Annotated in this window: 22 protein-coding genes; 14 read left to right on the top strand and 8 right to left on the bottom strand. The window is 68.4% G+C overall.

The features are described from left to right. Positions 1–31: 31 nt before the first annotated feature. Both NNI01S_RS33770 and NNI01S_RS23485 read right to left on the bottom strand, forming a co-directional pair. Complete coding sequence (locus NNI01S_RS33770) at positions 32–238, bottom strand: DUF397 domain-containing protein (RefSeq protein ID WP_084489224.1); 207 nt, start codon at positions 236–238, stop codon at positions 32–34. After that, entirely contained in the window at positions 235–1,122 is an 888-nt protein-coding gene (locus NNI01S_RS23485) for a helix-turn-helix domain-containing protein (protein ID WP_063022283.1), read from the bottom strand. The genes NNI01S_RS33770 and NNI01S_RS23485 overlap by 4 nt, the downstream gene beginning before the upstream one ends. Before the next feature lie 253 nt (positions 1,123–1,375). Here NNI01S_RS23485 and NNI01S_RS23480 point away from each other — a divergent pair, with 253 nt between their 5' ends. The 7 genes from NNI01S_RS23480 (at position 1,376) to NNI01S_RS34715 (ending at position 6,404) form a co-directional block, all read left to right on the top strand. Then, a complete protein-coding gene (locus NNI01S_RS23480; protein WP_063917623.1) occupies positions 1,376–1,897 on the top strand; it encodes a hypothetical protein in 522 nt (173 codons plus the stop codon). Between the two features lie 139 nt (positions 1,898–2,036). Further along, entirely contained in the window at positions 2,037–2,387 is a 351-nt protein-coding gene (locus NNI01S_RS23475) for a DUF4254 domain-containing protein (RefSeq protein WP_245676341.1), read from the top strand. A 363-nt stretch (positions 2,388–2,750) separates the two neighbouring features. Further along, positions 2,751–3,332, top strand: coding sequence for a DUF3558 domain-containing protein (locus tag NNI01S_RS33765; protein WP_169813008.1), 582 nt, complete (start codon positions 2,751–2,753; stop codon positions 3,330–3,332). A 9-nt stretch (positions 3,333–3,341) separates the two neighbouring features. Continuing rightward, the gene (locus NNI01S_RS23465) at positions 3,342–3,722 is read left to right on the top strand and encodes a hypothetical protein (protein ID WP_084489239.1); all 381 of its coding nucleotides are present in this window, start codon (positions 3,342–3,344) and stop codon (positions 3,720–3,722) included. Then, positions 3,719–5,023: a hypothetical protein gene (locus tag NNI01S_RS23460; RefSeq protein WP_063022279.1), complete on the top strand. Its 1,305-nt coding sequence runs from the start codon at positions 3,719–3,721 to the stop codon at positions 5,021–5,023. The genes NNI01S_RS23465 and NNI01S_RS23460 overlap by 4 nt, the downstream gene beginning before the upstream one ends. Continuing rightward, entirely contained in the window at positions 5,016–5,795 is a 780-nt protein-coding gene (locus tag NNI01S_RS23455) for an ESX secretion-associated protein EspG (RefSeq protein WP_063022278.1), read from the top strand. Before NNI01S_RS23460 ends, NNI01S_RS23455 begins: the two co-directional genes overlap by 8 nt. A 153-nt stretch (positions 5,796–5,948) precedes the next feature. Next, positions 5,949–6,404 carry a hypothetical protein gene (locus NNI01S_RS34715; RefSeq protein ID WP_063022277.1) on the top strand — a complete coding sequence of 152 codons (456 nt, stop codon included), beginning with the start codon at positions 5,949–5,951 and terminating at the stop codon, positions 6,402–6,404. A gap of 125 nt (positions 6,405–6,529) precedes the next feature. Here the strand turns inward: NNI01S_RS34715 and NNI01S_RS23445 are convergent, their stop codons facing one another. The 5 genes from NNI01S_RS23445 to NNI01S_RS23425 all read right to left on the bottom strand — a co-directional run bounded on the left by NNI01S_RS23445 (position 6,530) and on the right by NNI01S_RS23425 (position 11,371). After that, positions 6,530–7,723 carry an acetyl-CoA C-acetyltransferase gene (locus tag NNI01S_RS23445; protein ID WP_439956141.1) on the bottom strand — a complete coding sequence of 398 codons (1,194 nt, stop codon included), beginning with the start codon at positions 7,721–7,723 and terminating at the stop codon, positions 6,530–6,532. Between the two features lie 10 nt (positions 7,724–7,733). Then, complete coding sequence (locus NNI01S_RS23440; RefSeq protein ID WP_063022276.1) at positions 7,734–8,291, bottom strand: TetR/AcrR family transcriptional regulator; 558 nt, start codon at positions 8,289–8,291, stop codon at positions 7,734–7,736. 96 nt (positions 8,292–8,387) lie between these two features. Continuing rightward, on the bottom strand, positions 8,388–9,161 hold the full coding sequence (locus NNI01S_RS23435) for a hypothetical protein (RefSeq protein WP_245676340.1): 774 nt from the start codon (positions 9,159–9,161) through the stop codon (positions 8,388–8,390). 198 nt (positions 9,162–9,359) lie between these two features. Next, positions 9,360–10,157 (bottom strand): SDR family oxidoreductase, encoded by a 798-nt coding sequence (locus tag NNI01S_RS23430; RefSeq protein WP_063022275.1) that lies wholly within the window; start codon positions 10,155–10,157, stop codon positions 9,360–9,362. Further along, positions 10,154–11,371: an acyl-CoA dehydrogenase family protein gene (locus NNI01S_RS23425; RefSeq protein WP_174554474.1), complete on the bottom strand. Its 1,218-nt coding sequence runs from the start codon at positions 11,369–11,371 to the stop codon at positions 10,154–10,156. Before NNI01S_RS23425 ends, NNI01S_RS23430 begins: the two co-directional genes overlap by 4 nt. A 75-nt stretch (positions 11,372–11,446) precedes the next feature. Between NNI01S_RS23425 and NNI01S_RS23420 the strand changes: the two genes are divergently transcribed. From NNI01S_RS23420 to NNI01S_RS23395, 6 genes are all read left to right on the top strand, one after another. Further along, positions 11,447–13,000, top strand: coding sequence for a FadD3 family acyl-CoA ligase (locus tag NNI01S_RS23420; protein WP_281180679.1), 1,554 nt, complete (start codon positions 11,447–11,449; stop codon positions 12,998–13,000). Next, positions 13,000–13,905: an enoyl-CoA hydratase gene (locus NNI01S_RS23415; RefSeq protein WP_063022273.1), complete on the top strand. Its 906-nt coding sequence runs from the start codon at positions 13,000–13,002 to the stop codon at positions 13,903–13,905. The genes NNI01S_RS23420 and NNI01S_RS23415 overlap by 1 nt, the downstream gene beginning before the upstream one ends. Continuing rightward, positions 13,905–15,047 carry an acyl-CoA dehydrogenase family protein gene (locus tag NNI01S_RS23410; protein WP_063022272.1) on the top strand — a complete coding sequence of 381 codons (1,143 nt, stop codon included), beginning with the start codon at positions 13,905–13,907 and terminating at the stop codon, positions 15,045–15,047. The genes NNI01S_RS23415 and NNI01S_RS23410 overlap by 1 nt, the downstream gene beginning before the upstream one ends. Continuing rightward, the gene (locus NNI01S_RS23405) at positions 15,044–16,069 is read left to right on the top strand and encodes an acyl-CoA dehydrogenase family protein (RefSeq protein WP_063022271.1); all 1,026 of its coding nucleotides are present in this window, start codon (positions 15,044–15,046) and stop codon (positions 16,067–16,069) included. Before NNI01S_RS23410 ends, NNI01S_RS23405 begins: the two co-directional genes overlap by 4 nt. Before the next feature lie 70 nt (positions 16,070–16,139). Continuing rightward, complete coding sequence (locus tag NNI01S_RS23400) at positions 16,140–17,195, top strand: acyl-CoA dehydrogenase family protein (protein ID WP_063022270.1); 1,056 nt, start codon at positions 16,140–16,142, stop codon at positions 17,193–17,195. A gap of 216 nt (positions 17,196–17,411) precedes the next feature. Beyond that, positions 17,412–18,809, top strand: coding sequence for an FAD-binding oxidoreductase (locus tag NNI01S_RS23395; RefSeq protein WP_063022269.1), 1,398 nt, complete (start codon positions 17,412–17,414; stop codon positions 18,807–18,809). A gap of 1 nt (position 18,810) precedes the next feature. Here NNI01S_RS23395 and NNI01S_RS23390 read toward each other — a convergent pair whose 3' ends face one another. Continuing rightward, positions 18,811–19,392, bottom strand: a complete 582-nt coding sequence (locus NNI01S_RS23390; RefSeq protein WP_063022268.1) for a TetR/AcrR family transcriptional regulator — start codon at positions 19,390–19,392, stop codon at positions 18,811–18,813. Positions 19,393–19,469: 77 nt separating this feature from the next. Here NNI01S_RS23390 and NNI01S_RS23385 point away from each other — a divergent pair, with 77 nt between their 5' ends. Next, positions 19,470–19,967 (top strand): cupin domain-containing protein, encoded by a 498-nt coding sequence (locus NNI01S_RS23385; protein ID WP_063022267.1) that lies wholly within the window; start codon positions 19,470–19,472, stop codon positions 19,965–19,967. The last annotated feature ends 81 nt before the right edge of the window (positions 19,968–20,048 follow it).

Here is a 20,048-nt window from a genome sequence, read left to right as displayed (position 1 = left end):
ACTCGACCCGATGAACAGCAGAACGTGACGACTATCGCCGATGCAGGTCATCAGCGATGAAGCCAGCGGTGAACACATCCCATGCGTGAGGCTGAAACACAAGCGCTGGGCCCGTCGGATTCTTCGAGTCCCGCACGCCGACTTTGCCACCGTCCAAGAACGCGGCTTCGACGCAATCTGAATGAGTCGCGCTGTAGCTGCTCTTGAACCAGTCGGCCTTGGGTAGATCGGCAGTCATGCTGAGAACTCCTTCGCTATCTGGCGGAGCAGACTCCTGCTGGCCGCTTCATCAAGCGCCGCCCGTCGGAGACGGTCATGCACTCGATCGTACCGCTGCACATCATCTGGTTTTTCCAAATACATGCAGCCCGTGAAGGTTTCCAGATAGGCAACCGGAGGTGACACCGACACCCCCTGAAGGTTCTCTTCGAACTCCAGAATCGCGAACTGCCCCACAGGATCACCGACTGGTGCTCCAGCCGAGAACGGCAGGATTCGGATTGTCACGTTGGGCAGTTTCCCGATCTCAGCCAGGTGGTGCAGTTGAGGTGTCATAACTTCTGGCCCTCCCACTGCACTTCGCAGCACTGACTCGTGCAGCACCACATCGAGCGTGAGAGGCTGATACCTCCTGGTGATCATCTTCTGGCGCTTCGTCCGCAACTCGACACGACGGTCATGGTCGGCCCTGGTCTCCGTCGGCCTTCCCACTCGTATGAGAGCGCGAGCATAGTCGGAGGTCTGAAGTAAGCCGTGCACCAGCGACGGCTGGTACACGGTCAGCTTCCGTGCCGCCGTCTCCAACCCGACGTACACGTCGAAATCCGCAGGTATCACCGTCCCGTACTCGTGCCACCAACTCGTCGCAGCGCCTTGTTGGTGTAGCCCGACCATGGCAGCCGTCACCTCCCGGGACATGCCCAGCACATCACAAAGCGCCTCGATATCACGCACCTTCAACCGAGTTGCCGCCCCCTTCTCCAGTCGTTGCAATACCGACGAACTCAAATCCGTCAGCTCCGCAAGCCTTTCCAACGACAGGTTCAGCGCTGTCCGGGCGTCACGCAGGTAATACCCGAGCTGACGCCTCGGCAGAGTCGAGCCGGTGCTGTGCTCGTCCATGGGTCCCCTCTCTAGTGCGAATTCGACCCGTACCGGGTGACGACTACGACCCGGCACGGGATTTGCTCTGGACCTTCGGCCGAGTTCGTCTGGGAAACCCAAACTTCGCTCTCCGCGCAGGTCACAGGTGTTTTGCTGACTCCGCGCCCAGGAGGAGGCCACCCCGATTCCCACCACGCCCCCCACCCCTGAGTTCTGCCGACTTCCAGGGCTGGGCGCACCCTAGCTCACCGACTCGCGCAGAGGTCTGGAAATGAACCAATCGGAGTTCGGGGACACGCCTGTGTCCCGCTGCCGGTATTACCGGCAGGTGTGCGGCCTGCCCGCGATCGTCGAGCCACCCGAGTTGGGCCGCATCGTGATTCGGGCCGGTATCGTCTGGGCGCTGATGATGCCCGCCCACCTTGGGCAACTCGTGAAGATCGACCTACAGCGCCGTGGGCACGATATCGGCCCGATCATGTCCCACCCGCGTTCACAACGGTGGAGTTACTTGGTACGTCCCGACCTGCCGAACGACGACAGTCTGTTCGCGGAGATGTTCCGCCTCGACGTCTCGATAGTGCGCGCGGGCGGTGAGATCGCGCTCCCTTCCCCCACCGACCGATGTGCCTTGTTCCGCCATTGGATCGAACCTCCACGCTCCGCGTACCGCCCGTCCGGCCAGTTGATCCTGGCGTCGATCCGGCACCTTGCACTCGGAGCGTCCACTCGACACCCGCGAAACCGGCACACGGCGGCGAGCGGCGAATCCGGAAAGGGCCTGAGCGCGTGACCTTCCCACTTCTCCATATCACCCATCCGCAAATGGACCGACCGTCCCCCGGCGGCGCGCGATGACACCGGAACCTTTACCGCCCAAACACCGCCTGCTGGCCGCCTGCCGTGGCGACGCCCACGACGACCATCCCCTCTTGACCGCAGCTCGAGACCTCACCGCCCTACACGAAAGCCGCCTCTCCGCCGGACTGGCGCAAGCCGAGTCGATCGATCAGTGCCGCGCCCGCCTGGTTCGCGACATCGACCGCTGGGTCACTGCCCAGCTCCGGCCCTCTCTCGGCGCGGCCCGCGTCCACACCGAGACGGTCGGCTCGGTAGTAGACCGCCTCGCCGAGTACACCGCACTCGCCTACGCGGCGTTGGCCAGTAGTTCGAATTGGGTCCTCGGCGACGCATGGGAACGCCTGGCCGAACTGGCGGTCGGCTACGAAGACTTGAAGGACGAAGTCGGGACGGGACAACGCCGCCTACCCGGCGGGCCGTAGCTCGGTACGGCTCCTAGCGGGTCGGTAGGGGCTGGACACAAACCACCGAACTCACGCCGAGCCGTATCGGGAACTCGTCTATCGCGCAGGTTGGAGCTGATGCCGCCTGCTGCGATGCCCGCCGAAGAAGGCGAGTCGCCCCGCCGAGCCGCAGACCGCGCTGAGGGCATGAGTCGCTCACCGTTGCACGCGGTCGCGGCTGGTCAGGTGTGTTGCACAACTTCACAACTGCGATGGCGTGAATCAGCACCGACCTGGTTGCACCCGTGGGGACCGGCCAGTAGCGTCGATCCCAGCTTGCAGGGGGCGGATAAGCCGGTCCGGCCCCCGTCGATGCGTTACGGCACCGGCGGTGAGGAACCTATGACGAGCTGGGGGAAGTTCCTGCGTGGTGCCGCGCTTGCGATCGGTGCCACTCTTGTTGCCGTGGGATGCGATGACGCCACGGACAAAGCCACGCCAACGGCAAACACCACCGTGGCCGCCGCCTCGACGTCAACGTCGAAGTCCGGTGGCCCCGACGCGGCTCTGTGGGATCCGTGCACGTTGCCCGAATCAGCCATTTCCGGCACCGGTCTCAATCAGGCGACCAGGGAGAAGGATGTCGCCGGAGTGGACTTCACCGGGTGGAAGGTTTGCGGCTGGCAGGCGGCATCACGCTGGTATGACCTCGGTGTACTGTCCGGAGCCTTCGCTCTGGACGAAGTTCGTCAACGTCAGGACAAGGAATCGTTCACGCCCTTGACGGTGGGCTCGCACCGTGCTCTGCAATACCTGGACGTCGGTGACAGCAAGCGGCTCAAATGCAGTGTGGCGGTTGAAAATGCCCACGGAACAGTGATTTTCAAGGTTACGACGCGCTATTCAGTCGGAAAGCAAGGCGAGCCTTGCCAGGAGGCTGATCGTCACGCCGACGACCTGGTGCGGTACCTGCCCGCGAACTGAGGAGGGGTGATGGCCATAGGGGTCGATCCGGCGGAATGGCGCGGACTATTGGACCAGGCGAACGCGGGCGAGTTGATGCTGCATCCCGATGTCGGCAAAGGTCTGGATACAGCGTGTGATAGCTACCTAGACCGCCTCGACGGAATCATGCGGATGGCCGACCGGCTCATTGATGTAACCGGCTTCGGCCCGTTCCCGTCCGGGGTTGCGCTACAAGAGAAGTTCAGACTCAAGTCGAGCGGTACGGAGCAATCACTGGACGCCGTCCTCATGCAGCACATCGACGCGGTGAAGATCGCGAAAGAGGTTGTGGCCAAGGCTATTGCGAACTTCGTGGAACTGGATCAGTCCAGGGCCGACCAGTTCACCGGTCTGGACGCGCAACCATGACCTACGACGAGTACCGGAACCGGATCATCGCCGCGCAGGAGCAGTGGAATCGGGAGCGGGACACGATCTACGACTTCACCAACCGGCTGGGCACCTCGTTCCAGGGGGAATACGAGCCGCCGCGGATTCCCGGGCCGGACAACTACGACAGTATGACGTTGGCGCAGATGGTCGATGCCGTGAACGCGATGCGGCCGGGGACGGTGCGGGAGGCGTCGGAGGCGTGGCTGAACATCGGGATGAACCTGACGGGGGCGATTCAGGCGTTCAACGAGCAGTTCGGCCGCACCGTGACCGGTGACGGCACGAATCCGGGGTGGACGGGGCAGTCCGGCAAGGCGGCGGCCGAGGCGGTCACGAACTACCGCAATCAGTCGGGGAACCTGGCCGATGCCGCTTGTCTGGTGAGTTTCAAGCTGTCGGAGATGCATACCGGTCTCGAGCAGACGCAGGCGCTGATGCCGCAGGCCACCGAACGCCCGGACCTGATGGGTAAGACGTTGCCGCAGGACGGCGTCATGAAGGCCGGTGATTACACCGAGGAGGAGGCCACGCAAGAAGCGCGGCGGATTCTGCGCACGGTGTACGGGCAAGTCGCCCATCAAACCGATCACGGCGTGCCCGTCCTGCCGACCGCTCCGCAGATTGTCGCGGACGATGGCCAGCCAGGTCCGTCGTCACCTGGTACATCCAATCCCTCTGTCCCACAAGGAACGTCCGACACGGGCAATCCCGCAAACGCGGAACCGGAGTCCACCGAGCAGTCCGATGGCGATCCGCAAGAATCACCCCGGACCGACCCCGCCGCCACCACGCCCGAGGCGGTCACCCCTGCTGGTGTGGACCAGCCGGCCAGCGTGCAGCCGACCACCTCGAACGCGCCGTCGACCACTCCGAGCAGCACCGCTACACCGAGCCCGAGTACTACCACCGTCCCGACGACACCGGGTCGACCCGGTACCACGAGCCCGAGCACTCCCCGGCGATCCGGCAGCCCGAGCAGTCCCGGTACGCCGAATTCCACCGCCACTCCGGCACCGGGCCGCAACGTTCCCGCCGGTCCACAGCAGCCGAATGCCCTTCCGGCCGCCACGGCAACAGGCAACCAGGCGGCTCGATCCGGCGCGGCAGGCACGACCGGCATGGCACCCGGAATGGGGGCTCGCGGCAAGGACGACGAGCGAGAGACCTCCGGCATCAAGGACTACCTGATCAACCAGCACAACGGCGCGGAACTCACCGGTCTGGACTCCTTGCCCAAGTCCGTCCCTCCGGTCATCGGAGAAAACCCGGATGGCTGACTGGCGCTTCACCGGGCAGGAATTCGAAATCCTCTGGGCAGCCTACGGTCGCGACCGCCTGCCCTACCCGCTGCAATACCGCCCGGAGGAGATGGATTTCGCCGACCTGAAGCGTCAGCGCGAGGCAGCGGTGGACGCGCTACTCGGGCGATACGCCGTCGAACTGGAACGGGCGCTCGACGTATTGCTGGAACCGGAGGCGCGCGTCGAGTCCAAAGGGATGGGCGGCCCGGACATGTCGATCGTCTTCCGTTTCCACGGGGCCGTACGCGGCGAGATCGGCGCCACCCTGGTCCAGCTTCCCGGTACCGCGCCGGACACCGGCGGTGACGTGATCGTGAGTTATTGCGCCGCGCAACGAGTGGCCGCGAAAGCGGTCGCCGCGCTGCCCAAGATGCCTGCGGGCACCCATCCGCCGATCGAAGCGCGGCGGGAAGAAGTGAGCGCCGACCGGGATCGGCCGGTGCGCAAGCCGTATGAGGTCGGCGTCGTCGCACAACTGGACCGAATCTTCAAACGCGAACGCCTCGGCCTCGGTGAGATCACGGTGCTCGCGGGTCCGGCCGTCGACGCGCGCCCGAGCTTCGGACGCGGCTTCTGGTGGATGGATTACGCGGACGGCCGCTACTACGTCAAGACCGGCGACCCCATCGTCGCCAAACCGCTGGAACCTTCCGCGATGGCGGCCGAGATCAACCGGCTCACCGCGCTGACCCAGCGTTACTACCGCGAAGATCGCGAACACGACCAATACCTGCGGTCGCAGCGATAGCCGACCATCCGGGCATCCCGGGACTACGTCACAGCGGGATGTCGGCCTCGTCACGAGGGCATTCGGGCGCGGCGAGCCCGGGTACGCGGCTCGTTCCCGGTGCTAACTTCGCGCTGCTCCACCGACGAAACCGATCACCAGGGAGGTTTGGTAGTGGGAAAGACAACCGTTCGGGCCATCGTGACAGCAGCGGCGGTCGCCGCGGGCACGTTGACGGTGGGGCTCGTCGCGCAGCCCGCGACGAGCGAGACGATCGGCGGCGATCCGGTCGCCTACCTGGCGCAGGACGAAGAGCAGGGTCGACCCTCCGACGCGAGTGACGCCGACGAAGGCGAAGGCAAGGGGAAGGGGAAGGGCAAAGGAAAAGGCAAGTCCGAGGGAAAGGGCAAGGGAAAAGGCAAGGGGAAGGGCAGCGAGGGCAAGCCGACCGCCCTCGGCGACTCCGAGCCGGACTCATCCGCAGAACCCGACGTGCGCAGCGACGAACAGACCGGCTCGTCAACAGGACCCACCGCCCGCGACGCCGAGACGGACTCGTCCGCGAAACCGGACGCTCGCGGGGACGGCGACAGCGAATCCACCAACGGTTCTACGAGCAGCGCGTCATGAACGACGTTTCGTCACAGGGACAGTCGGGTCACGAGGTGCCATCCGACTGACCCCGGCACCCTCGACGCGCATGCCGAGCGGCACGTCGGGCGACGCGAATTCGCCGACGTGCCGCTCGGTGCCGGTCAGCGCGGAAGGCGCTCGATGATGGTCGCGTTGGCGGTGCCGCCGCCCTCGCAGATGGTGAGCAGGCCGTAGCGGCCTTCGATGCGCTCGAGTTCGTTGAGCAACGTCGCGAAGAGCTTCGCGCCCGTCGCTCCGAGCGGGTGGCCCAGCGCGATGGCGCCGCCGTTCACGTTCACCTTCTCGGGGTCCGCGCCGGTCTCCTTCAGCCAGGACAGCACCACCGGCGCGAACGCCTCGTTGATCTCGATCACGTCGATGTCGTCGATGGTGAGACCGCTCTTCTCCAGCGCCCACTTGGTGGCCGGAATCGGCGCGGTGAGCATGAATATCGGGTCCGCGCCGCGCGCGCTCACATGGTGGATGCGCGCTCGCGGCGTCAAGCCGTACTCCTGCACCGCCCACTCGGATGCGAGGAGGGTGGCGCTGGCGCCGTCGGAGATCTGGCTGGCCACCGCGGCGGTGAGCGGGCTGCCCTCGGCCAGCGGCGGCAGTGACGCCATCTTCTCCAGGCTGGTCTCGCGCGGTCCCTGGTCGATCCAGAAGTCGCCGACCGGCACGATCTCCTTGTCGAAGCGGCCGTTCTTGATCGCGTCGCGAGCCCGCTCATGGCTGCGCAACGCCCAGCGTTCCATCTCTTCCCTGGTGATGCCCCACTTCTCGGCGATCAGCTGGGCGGCGCGGAACTGCGTCACCTCGCCGGTGCCGTAGCGGTGGTCCCAGCCCTGCGCTCCGACGAACGGCGAGTCGAAGCCGTACTCCTTGCCCGCGAGCATGGCCGCGGAGATCGGGATCGCGCTCATGTTCTGCACGCCGCCCGCGACGATGACCTCGGCGGTGCCGCTCATGATGGCCTGGGCGCCGAAATTGATGGCCTGCTGGCTGGATCCGCACTGCCGGTCCACCGTGACGCCGGGAACCTCTTCGGGATATCCGGCGGTCAGCCACATGGTGCGGCCGATGTTGCCCGCCTGCGGGCCGATGTTGTCGACGCAGCCGACGACGACGTCGTCCACATCGCCCGGGTCGACGGGGTTGCGGTCCAGGAGGCCGCGCAGCGCGGCCGCACCGAGATCGGCGGGGTGCACGCCCGCCAGCGCGCCGCCGCGCTTGCCGACCGGAGTGCGTACCGCATCGATCACGTAGGCGTCCCGCAGCGGGGCATACGGACGACGGGACGCGGAAGGTGCTGACATGTAAGGACTCCTACGTGGTGTGCTCGCCGGCGGTGAGCCCGTCGAGCACGATGGTCAGGTACTGCTTTGCGAGGTTCTCGACGGTGATCGGGCCGCCCGGCCGGTACCACCGCACCGCGACCCACACCGTGTCACGCAGGAACCGGTAGGCCAGTTCGACGTCGAGCTCCGCCCGGAAGCTGCCGTCTCGGACGCCGTTGGTCAGCACCCGGTGCCAGAGCTCACGGAATTCGCGGTTGTAGTCGGCGATGTAGGTGAAGCGCTCCGAGTCGCGCAGTCGCTTCGCCTCGGCCTGGTAGATCGCCACCGCGGCGTGCCAGCGGTCGAACGACTCGTAGGACGCGAGCACCAAGGCTTCCAAGGTGTCTCGCGAACTCAGGCCGGAGGCGACGATCTCCCGGTAGCGGCCGAAGAGTTCGTCCAGGAAGCCGCGCAGGATCTCGTCCACCATCGACTCTTTGGAATCGAAGTGGTGATACAGGCTCCCGGAGAGGATCCCCGCCGCGTCGGCGATGTCACGCACTGTGGTGGCGCGCAGTCCTCGCTCGGCGAACAATTCGGCCGCCATGGCGAGCAACTCGCTGCGCCGTGCTGATTTCGAAGCGTCTGGTGCGGGCACACGGCCATCATACAACCAAGCATTTGCTTGGTCGAGAGCGTGTTGTCACCGGGCCGAGTAGCGCAGCGGCGACGAAACCGAGAGATCCGCCAACAGGCGGTCACAGATGATCACGGGCGAGACCCCCGCTCGCGCCATCCGCGCGACGAGCGCGAGACGACGTTCGCAGCTGTCCCATTCCACGGTGAGCTGACCACGGTCCGGCCCGGCGTCCACCGTGGCCATCACCCGCGGCGGGCCGCCCCGCACCGGTTCCTCGCTCAACTTGAGCACCATGCCGCGCTGCCAGGCGTGGTAGGTGTCCATGTCGGCCCCGATCACCAGCTTATCGGTGGCCGCGCACAGGCCCTGCGCGATCTCGTCCGCGAAAGTTACCTGGTCGAAGCGGAATTTCCGGCATTTCGCGACCACCGCGAGCAGGTCGGCGCGCACCTCGCGCAACAACGCCGTCTGATGCTGTCTGCGCCGCTCCTGCTCGGTCTCACCGCCGTCCGCGCCGAGGCCGACGCGGCGGGCGCGCTCGCGATCACGCGCCAGATCGGCGCGCAGCGCGCCGCGGGGGTCGCGGGCGACTTCCCTCTCGTCGACGGCGTGCTGCTCGAGAATGCGAACGGCGGCCATGGCGACCGCGCTCTCGGAGGTGTGCCGGATGAGCTCGGCGCCGAGGGTGAGCGCGGAGAGCACGAGGCTGTCCATCCGGCGCCTGGCCAGCACGACTTCGCGCACCACGTCGAGTTCCAATTGTTCGCGGGCAGGTGGGCGATCCAGGCCCATAGCCATCGCCCCCTTGAAGAGCGCGGATCCGATCTCCTTCAGCATGGCACACCGCAAGGCCCTCCGGCTCGCCCTTTTCTACCTGATCAGCCGCCCATTTACCGGGCCGGCCCGATGCGAGAAGGCGATCGCAATACGGCGCGGGAGGGCTTGCGGAAAGCGGCGGGCGAACGGCTGCTCGATGGTCGCCCGGCGTGCTCGCCCGCCCGGCGTGGAGCGGACGAGCACGGAACATGAAGCGGCTCAGGCGCGCTGACTGCTGATCGAGACCACCTCGCCGGTCAGGTACGTGGTGTAGTCGCTGGCCAGCATGGCGATCGTCGCGGCGACCTCCCACGGTTCGGCCGCGCGGCCGAACGCCTCGCGCTCGGACAGGCGGTCGAGCAGTTCGGTGGAGCTGACCTTGTCCAGGAACGCGTGCCGGGCGATGCTCGGAGCCACCGCGTTGATCCGGACGCCCAACTCGGCGGCCTCGACCGCGCTGCACCTGGTCAATGCCATGACGCCCGCCTTCGCCGCGGCGTAGTGCGCTTGGCCGTACTGCGCGCGCCAGCCGAGCACGCTGGCGTTGTTCACGATCACGCCGCCGTGGCCCGCGCCGCGGAAGTAGCCGAGGACGGCGCGCGTGCAGCGGAAGGTGCCGTTCAGCGTGATGTCGAGGACGCGATCCCACTGCTCGTCGGTCATATCGACCACGGGCGTCTCCCCGCCCAGACCGGCGTTGTTGACCATGATGTCGATCCGGCCCAGGGCCTCGGCCGCGCCGCGCACCAGCGCGTTCACCTGCTCGGTGCTCTGCACGTCGCACGCGATCGAGGCGACCCGCCGGTCCGGGAACTCCGCGGCCAGCTCGGTCGCGGTCTCCGCCAGGCGACGCTCGTGCCAGTCGGAGACCACCACGTCCGCCCCCTCGGCCAGCAGCCTGCGCGCGGTCGCCGAGCCGATGCCGGTGCCCGCCGCGGCGGTGATCACCGCCGATCGTCCGGTCAGCAGGCCGTGCCCGGGAACGGGCGCGGGGGCGACCGACAGCGGGCCCGTCACGGGCGCGCCTCGCGCGGTAGGCCGAGCACGCGCTCGGCGATGATGTTGCGCTGCACTTCGTTCGAACCTCCGTAGATGGTGTCGGCGCGGGTGAACAGATACAGCCGCTGCCATTCGTCGAGATCGTCTTCGCCCGCCACCAGGCCGCGGGCGCCGAGCACGGCCATCGCCAGCTCACCGAGTCCGCGATGCCAATTGGCCCAGAGCAGTTTCGCCACCGAGGCCTGGCCCCCTCCGTCGTCCACGCCCGCGCCCTCCATCGTGCGCATGGCGTGCGCGCGCAGCACGCGCAGCCCCACCCAGGCGCGGTCGATCCGGTCGGCGATCAGCGGATCGCCGGCCGCGCCGGTGCGCCGGGCCAATGCCTCGATGTCGGCCAGTTCCCGGGCGAAGCGGATCTGCTGCCCCAAGGTGGAGATGCCGCGCTCGAAGGTGAGCGTGCCCATGGCGATGCGCCACCCGTCACCCGGCTCGCCGACCACCAGGTCGGCCGCGGTGCGGGCGTTGTCGAAGAAGACTTCGTTGAACTCCGAGGTCCCGGTCAGCTGGATGATCGGGCGCACGTCGACGCCCGGTTGCTTCATCGGGACCAGCAGGTAGGACAGGCCCCTGTGCCGCACGGAACCGCGCTCGGTGCGGGCGACGACGAAACACCAGTCCGCGACGTGCGCCAGCGAGGTCCAGATCTTCTGCCCGTTGATCGACCACTCGTCGCCGTCCAGGTGCGCGGCGGTGGTGATCGCGGCCAGGTCGGAGCCCGCGCCGGGTTCCGAGTAGCCCTGGCACCACAGCTCGGTGACATTGCGGATGCCGGGCAGGAACCGGTCCTTCTGGGCCTGCGTGCCGAAGGCGAGCAGCGTCGGTCCGAGCAGTTCCTCGCCGACGTGCGACACCCGCGCGGGGGCGTTCGCCTTGGCGTACTCCTCGTGGAAGATCACCTGCTGGCGCACCGTGGCCGCGCGGCCGCCGTACTCCTTCGGCCAGCCGAGGCAGGTCCACCCGGCCGCGGCCAGGTGCCGGTCCCAGGCCAGGCGTTCGTCGAACGCCTCGTGTTCGCGGCCGGGACCGCCGAGGCCGCGCAGCTCGCGGAATTCGCCGTTGAGGTTCTCCTCCAGCCACTCGCGCACGTCGGCGGCGAATCGCTCGTCCTGCGTGGCGGAAAACCGCCCGTCCGGAGCGGCGGTGTCGGATTCTGAGGTCTGGATAGCACCCACGCCGGTAGGATAACCTACCAAGCACTTGCTTTGTAGAGCGCGCGCATAAGTGGCTCGCGGACGGTAAGGACAACCGTGACAACCCCTGCTCAGACGACACCGATGGCACTGCACCACGCCGCTCGGACCTTCGGCGACGCACCGGCGATCGCCGACGGCGAGGTCCGGCTGGACTGGACCCAGCTGCTCGAAGCGGTCCAGGAAGTGGCGCGGGCGCTGATCGCACGCGGCGTGCGGGTGGGCGACCGCGTGGCCATGTGGGCGCCCAATACGCACCACTGGGTGATCGCCGCACTGGCGGCCCACTACGCCGGCGCGGCACTGGTGCCGTTGAACACCCGCTACGTGGCCGAGGAAGCCGCCGACGTGCTCGGCCGGGTGCACGCGAAGGCCCTGTTCATCGCGGGTCCGTTCCTCGGCCGCGAGCGGCTCGCCGAACTGCGCGCGTCCGCCCCGGACCTGGCCATCGACACGGTGGTGGTGATCCCGGTCGAGCCCGGGACCGAGAACACCGACATCGCCGCACTGGACTGGTCGGAACTCGCGACCGTCGCCGCGCCGGTCACCGTGGCCCAAGCCGAGGAACGCGCCGCATCGGTCCGGCCCGACGACATCTCCGACATCCTGTTCACCTCCGGCACCACCGGCCGCAGCAAGGGCACGCTGGTCGCCCATCGGCAGGCGCTGTCGGTGGTGCGGGCCTGGGCCGAGTGCGCCACCCTGCGCGAGGACGACCGATACCTGGTGGTGAACCCGTTCTTCCACAACTTCGGCTACAAGGCGGGCATCCTCGCCTGCGTGGTCACCGGAGCCACGATCATCCCGCAGGTCACCTTCGACGTGCCGGAGACGATGCGGCTGATCGGCGCGGAACGGGTCACGGTGTTGCCCGGGCCGCCGACGATCTACCAGACGATCCTGGATTTCCCGCGACGCTCCGAATTCGACTTGAACTCACTGCGGGTGGCCGTCACCGGCGCCGCGACGGTGCCGGTGGTGCTGATCGAGCGGATGCGCTCGGAACTGGCCTTCGACGTCGTGATCACCGCCTACGGCCTGTCCGAGAGCGCCGGATTCGGCACCATGTGCCGCGTCGACGACGACGCCGAGACCATCGCGAACACGTGCGGCAGGCCGATCGCGGACTTCGAACTGCGGCTCGGCGACGCGGGCGAGGTGCTACTGCGCGGACCGAACGTGATGCTCGGTTACCTGGACGACCCGGACAGCACCGCGCAGACGATCGACGCCGACGGCTGGCTGCACACCGGTGACATCGGCACGATCGACGACCGCGGGTACCTGAAGATCACCGACCGGCTCAAGGACATGTACATCTCCGGCGGCTTCAACGTCTACCCCGCCGAAGTGGAACAGGCGCTGGCCCGGCTCGACGGCGTGGCGGAGTCGGCGGTGATCGGCGTGCCGGACACCAGGATGGGCGAGGTGGGCAAGGCGTACGTGGTGCGCAAGTCCGGCGCGGCGCTCACCGAAGACCAGGTGCGGTCGCACGCCGCCACCGTGCTGGCCAATTTCAAGGTGCCGCGGTTCATCGAATTCCGCGACCAGCTGCCCTACAGCGCCGCCGGGAAAGTGCTCAAGCGTCAACTACGTGAGGAGAAGTCGTAATGTCGGAACCGGCAACCACCGACGAGGGTCCGGCGATCCCGGACGAAGGTGAAGTCGTCACCTATGAGCGGCGCGGACGCGTCGCGATCGTCACGCTGAACCGGCCGGACTACCGCAACGCGCAGAACTCGGTGATGACCTACGCCCTCGACGCCGCCTTCGAGCGCGCCGTGGAGGATCCCGAGGTCGGGGTGATCGTGCTGGCGGGCAACGGGAAACACTTCAGCGCCGGGCACGACATCGGCACGCCCGGCCGCGATCATCACGTGCGGTATCAGAACAAAGCGGCGCTGTGGTGGGACCACGTGGACCGGGCGGGCGGCGATCAGCGCTTCGCCCGCGAGCTCGAGGTCTACCTCGGCATGTGCAGGCGCTGGCGGGAGATTCCCAAGCCGACCATCGCCATGGTGCAGGGCGCCTGCATCGCGGGCGGGCTCATGCTGGCCTGGGTCTGCGATCTGATCATCGCCTCCGACGACGCGTTCTTCTCCGATCCCGTGGTGCGGATGGGCATTCCGGGCGTCGAGTACTTCGCGCACCCGTGGGTGATGGGTCCCCGCGCGGCCAAGGAGTTCCTGTTCACCGGCGACCGGTTCGGCGCCGCGCAGGCCAAGGAGTGGGGCATGGTCAACCGGGTGGTGCCGCGCGCCGAACTGGAGACCGAGACCCTGGCGCTCGCCGAGAAGATCGCCGCCATGCCGCAATTCGGCCTCGCCCTGACGAAGAAGGCGGTCAACCAGGCCGAGGACCTGATGGGCATGCGGTCGGGCATGGACTCCGTCTTCGGCCTGCACCACTTCGCGCACGCGCACAACGCCGAGGTCGGCGCCGACTCGCTCGGCGGCATGAACGCCAAGTCGATGAAGGCATCGGCGAGCACCGCAGAACAGAACGGAACGACCTAGTGGATCTGGATCTCGACCAGGCGACCCAGGAATTCCAGCGGGAGGTCCGCGAATTCCTGGCCGCGAACAAACCCGCGAAACCGCTGCCTTCCATGGACACGAAGGCCGGATTCGAGGCGCACCGCGCGTGGGAGCGCACCCTCGCCGACGCCCGGCTCTCGGTGGTCGCCTGGCCGGAAGAATTCGGCGGGCGCGACGCCTCGCTGCTGGAGTGGGTGCTGTTCGAGCAGGAGTACTACGCGGCGGGCGCGCCGGGACGGGTCAGCCAGAACGGGATATTCCTGCTGGCGCCGACGCTTTTCGAACACGGCACCCCCGAACAGCTGGAGCGGATCATGCCGCGGATGGCGCGCGGCGACGACATCTGGGCGCAGGCGTGGTCGGAGCCCGAAGCGGGTAGCGATCTGGCCGGTATCCGCTCGACCGCCCGGCGCACCAACGGCGGCTGGCTGCTGAGCGGCCAGAAGACGTGGAGTTCGCGCGCCGCCTTCGCCGATTGGGCGTTCGGGCTGTTCCGCAGCGATCCGGCGGCCGAGCGGCACAAGGGCCTCACCTACGTCATGTTCCCGCTGACCGCCGACGGGATCTCGGTCCGCCCGATCCCGCAGCTGGACGGGGAACCCGGCTTCGCGGAGATCTTCCTCGACGACGTGTTCGTGCCCGACCGCGACGTGATCGGCGCGCCCGGCGAGGGCTGGCGCGTGGCGATGAGCACCTCCAGCAACGAACGCGGACTCTCGCTGCGCAGCCCCGGCCGGTTCAGCGCCACCGCGCAGCGGCTGATCGACCTGTGGCGCGAGACCGGCGACGAGGACAACACCGCGCAGCGCGACGCGGTGGTGGACGCCTGGATCGGCAGCGAGGCCTACCGGCTGCACACGTTCGGCACGGTGACCCGGCTCAACGAAGGCGGCAAGCTGGGCGCGGAATCGTCGATCACCAAGGTGTTCTGGTCCGAGCTCGACATCGCCATGCACGAGACCGCGCTCGAGGTGCTCGGTGCGACGGCGGAGCGCTCCGGGCCGTGGACCGACGGATACCTGTTCGCCCTGTCCGGCCCGATCTACGCGGGCACCAACGAGATCCAGCGCAACATCATCGCCGAGCGGCTGCTCGGACTACCGAGAGGAAGCAGCCGATGAGATTCGCGCTCAGCCCCGAACAAACCGATTTCGGCGCCAGCCTTCGCAAACTGCTGGAGGCGGGCCGCGCGCCCGCCGCGGTGCGCGCGTGGGCGTCCGGCGACAGCGGGCCCGGTCGCGCGCTGATCCGGCAACTGGCCGAGGCCGGTGTGCTGGGTCTGGCCGTCGCGGAGGAGCACGGCGGCATCGGCGCCGAACCGATCGACCTGGTCGTGGCGTTCCTGGAGATCGGCCGGGCGGCCGTGCCCGGACCGCTGGTGGAGACGGCCGCGGTGATCCCGGCTCTGCTGCAAGCCCTTCCGGATCAGGAGCCGGCCGCGCGCTGGCTGCCGGGCTTCGTGGAGGGCACGGCGCTGGGCACCGTCGCGTTCGCGTCACCGGGCAGTGTCGCGCTGGACGCCGACACCGCCGAGGTGGTCTTGCTGGCCGGGGAGCAGCAGCTGTCCCTCGGGCATCGCACCGGCCTGGTGCGCTCGGTCGATCCCGCTCGCCGCCTGTTCACCGTCGCCGCGGCCGAGACCGTCGCCGAGGGCGATGGAGTCGGCGCGGCCGCGGCCGCCGGTTTCGACACCGGCGCGCTGGCCTGCGCGGCGCAGTTGCTCGGCGCGGGCAAGGCCCTGCTGCACGCGTCCACCGAGTACGCCAAGCAGCGTAAGCAGTTCGGCAAGCCGATCGGCGAGTTCCAGGCCGTGAAGCAGAAGCTCGCCGACGTGCTCATCGCGCTGGATCTGGCCGAGCCGCTGCTCTACCGCGCCGCGCTGACCATGACCGAAGCCACCCGGAGCCGGGACGTCTCGGCCGCCGTGATCGCCTGCGGCGACGCCGCCTACCGCGCGGCCCGCACGGCGTTGCAGGTGCACGGCGCGATCGGCTACACCGCCGAGTACGACCTCTCGCTGTGGCTGACCAAGGTGACCGCCTTGCGTTCGGCCTGGGGCACACCGGATCTGCACCGCGCCCGGATCGCGCGGGCGTTGCGGGAAGACACCGACTCCGATAGCGCCGCGCGAGGCATCGCATGAGCGGTCAGGCCCGGAGGCGGCAGCGCAGCATCACCACGCAGGGCCGCCGCTCATACCTGAAAGGACACCGATGAGCACCGCCGAACACCAGGAATTCCTCGCTTCGGTGCGGGCGCTGCTGACCAAGCACGCGGGTTCCGGGGCGGTGCGTGCCGCGATGGACACCGAACTCGGCTACGACGCGGCGCTGTGGCGGCTGCTGTGCGAGCAGATCGGCGTGGCCGCGCTGGCGATTCCCGAGGAGTACGGCGGCTTCGGCGCGAGCCTGGTCGAGTCCCTGCTGGTGGTGGGCGAATTGGGCCGCACGCTCGCCGGGGTGCCGATGCTCGGTTCGGCCGTCCTCGGCGGGCAGGCCGTGCTGCTGTCGGGCGACACCGAGGCCTGCGAGCGACTGTTGCCCCAGGTGGCGGAGGGCGCGCGGACCATCGCGGTCTGCTGGGCGGGCGAGCGCGGCTGGGACGAGCCGGGCGTGCGCGAGACGGACGGCGCCCTCACCGGAACGGCGCACTACGTGCTCGACGGGATGTCGGCGGACACTCTCGTCGTCGTCACTCCGACCGGGCTGTTCGAGATCGAGCCCACCGCGGCGGGCGTCACCCGGCGGCCCGTGCCCACCATGGACCCCACCCGCAAGCTGGCCGAGGTCGGCTTCGCCGGGGCGCCCGCGCGACGGCTCGGGTCGGGCGATCCGGCGGCGGCCGTCGCCCGGCTGCGGGAGATCGCGTGGGCCGCGCTGGCCGCCGAGCAGGTGGGGGCCGCCGAGCGCTGCCTGGAGATGACGGTGGACTACGCCAAGTCCCGCGTGCAGTTCGGCCGGGTGATCGGCAGCTTCCAGGCGCTCAAGCACCGCATGGCGGACATGTACGTGCTGCTGGAATCGGCCCGCTCCGCGTCCGTCGCCGCCACCGCGGCGGTGGCGGCGCACAGCTCGTCGGCCGCCGAAGACGTCTGGGTCGCGCGCGTGCACTGCTCGGAGGCGCTCACCGCCATCGCGGCCGAGACCGTCCAGTTGCACGGCGGCATCGCGATCACCTGGGAACATGACGCCCATCTGTTCTTCAAGCGTGCCCACGGCGACGCCCAGCTGTTCGGCGCCGCGCACCGCCCGGCGCCGCAGCCCGCCTGACTCTCGGACAGCGGCGCACGGTCGGATCGACGGTGCGTCCTGTCCCGGAGGCTGTCGGGCCTGGACATGATCCACTAAGATGTGACGAGCGCCACATGCGCATGGTCGGGGGATGCGTTTTCGAGTGGCACCGCAGGTCGGGATCGGTGCCGTAGCGAGTCGAGATACCGGCTCGCCGCCCAACAAGTCGTCGGGGCCACCATCCGGGAGGATGCCATGACGCAAACAGTGAATTCCGATCTCGAAGCATTACGGTCCACCATGGACGGGCCGGTGTTCGGCCCCACCGACGCCGGATACGATCGCGCCCGCGCCATCTGGAACGGCGATATCGACCGGCACCCCGCCGTGATAGCCCAGTGCCTGTCGTCCGGTGACGTGGCCGCGGCATTGGCCTTCGGCCGGGACCGCGGGCTGGAGATATCCGTGCGCGGCGGCGGCCACTCCTACAGCGGGACCGCGGTCGCCGAGGGCGGCCTGATGATCAATCTCAGCGCGCTGACCGGCGTCGTCGTCGATCCGGAGACGGAGCGCGCCCGGGTCGGCGGCGGGGCGACGATGGCCGACCTGGACGCCGCGACCCAGGCGTACGGGCTGGCGGTGACCGGCGGGGTGATCAGCGACACCGGCGTCGGCGGCCTCACCCTCGGCGGCGGCATGGGCTGGCTGACCCGCATGGCCGGGCTCGCGGTCGACAATCTCGTCTCGGCGCAGGTGGTGCTCGCCGACGGCCAAGTGGTGCGGGCCGGCGAGACCGAGAACGCGGAGCTGTTCTGGGCGCTGCGCGGAGGCGGCGGAAACTTCGGAGTGGTCACCGAATTCGAGTACCGTCTGCATCACGTCGGGCCCGAAGTCCATCTCGGCCTGTTCTTCTGGGACATGCCCGATGGAATCGACGCTCTGCGCCTGATCCGGGAGTTCATTCCGACCCTGCCGCGCCGGTCGGGAGCGTTGATAGCGCTGGCGATGTCGGCGCCGCCCGCCCCCTTCGTGCCGGAGCGCTACCACGGTCGAGCGGGCAATGCCCTGATCGTCGCGGGTTTCGGCACCGCCGAGGAGCACGCGGCGGCGGTGGCGCCGATCCGGGAGGCTTTGCCGCCGCTGTTCGAATTCCTCAGCCCGGTTCCGTATGCCGGGTTGCAGCGGATGCTCGACGATGCGGCGCCGTGGGGCTTGCGCGGGTACGAGAAGGCGCTCGACCTGGATGATTTCTCCAACGAGATCATCTCCGTGCTCATCGAGCACGCCGCGAGGAAATCCGCGCCGCTGTCGTTCATGCCGATCTTCCCGCTCAGCGGCGCGTTCAGCACCGTCGGCGAGGACGACACGGCATTCGGCGGCGCGCGCACCCCGCATTACGGGTGCAATATCACCGCGATCGCTCCCGACTCCGAGACGCTCGCCCACGACCGGGAATGGGTGCGCACGACGTGGGAAGCGCTGCGTCCGATGGCTTCCAACCGCGGCGGATACGTGAACTTCATGGCGGACCCGGATTACGACCGGGTCCGAGAATCCTATGGACGCGTCAAGTACGCCAAACTGGCCCACATCAAGGCCGACTACGACCCGGGCAATATCTTCCACCGCAACGCGAACATAGCTCCCGGCTGACTCACTCGTCCGGCCGTCCGCCGGGACGCAGGCCGTCGAGAACGATCTCCACGAGCCTGCGCCAATCGCCGCTGCCGCTGCCGATCGTCGCGGACATCGCGCCGACGATCATGTAGACGTCAGCCACCGTGCAGTCGTCGCGCAGTGTTCCCGCGGCCCGGTCCCGCGCGACGAGCTCGCCGATCACCTCCTCGAGCCTGCCGCGGGATTCGCCGCGCGGCTCGCTGCCCGTCGACTGCCGCGCCGCCTCGATCGCCGCCGACAAACCCCGGTCGGCGGTCAGCACCGCGCCGACATGGCGCAAGTAGCGGGCGAGCCCCTGCCCGGGCTCGGCGCGCAGACATTCGGCGCGGGCGAAGTCCTCGATCTCGGCGAAGCGCTGCTCGGCCGCGGCCTCGATGAGGTCGGCATGGGTGGGGAAATGGCGGTAGACGGTGCCGATTCCGACTCCGGCGGCGCGTGCGATCTCGGGCAATTGCACCGCGCTGCCGCGCTCGGCGAACAGGGTGCGGGCCACGGCCACGATGCGCGTGCGGTTGAGCGCGGCGTCGGCCCGCTGCCTGCGGGGCGTGGGCCTTGACACTGGCGATACCTCCGGGTTTACGCTTCAAACGGAATCGGATTCCGGTTCCGATTAATCGCTTCGAAGGGTAGCACTCCATGTCCCACAATCGTTTCCGCCTCCTGACCCCCGGCGAAGCAAGGCCGGGGCGGGTGCCGTTGCCGCCCGCCTTCGCGGTGAAGGCCACCACCGCCGACACCGAGGGCAGGTTCTCCCTACTGGAGGTGACGCTCGCGCGCGACATCCCACGGCACACCCACCACGTGGCGGACGAATGCATCTACGTGCTCGAAGGCACGCTGGACGTCGAGTTCGACGACCGGACCCTCTCCGCGACGGAAGGCATGTTCGTCCTGCTCCCGCACGGTGTGCCGCACGCTCTGCGGTGCGGATCGCAACCGCCGCCGCGGGTGCTGCAGATCTCCTCTCCCGGCGGCTGGGAGTGCTACCTGGAGGATCTCTTCGAAGCCGGCGCGTCGGTGCTGACCGGCGGAGCGCTGGACCCGGTGAAGATCAACCCGATCGCGGCGGCGTACGACATCCACTACGAGGAACCGGCACACTCAACCGATATCGGTGTAGCACAACCGGATTGAGCAGCAACACCGACGGTCCCGCGGACCTGCTCCGCGGGACCGCTCCCGCCTGTGGCCGACTTCACGGCGAATAGATAGTTA

The sequence above is a fragment of the Nocardia niwae NBRC 108934 = DSM 45340 genome (assembly GCF_001613465.1).
Taxonomy (GTDB): Bacteria; Actinomycetota; Actinomycetes; order Mycobacteriales; family Mycobacteriaceae; genus Nocardia; species Nocardia niwae.
Note: the sequence above shows the minus strand (reverse complement) of the source record. Positions and strands in the feature narration are given on the sequence as shown.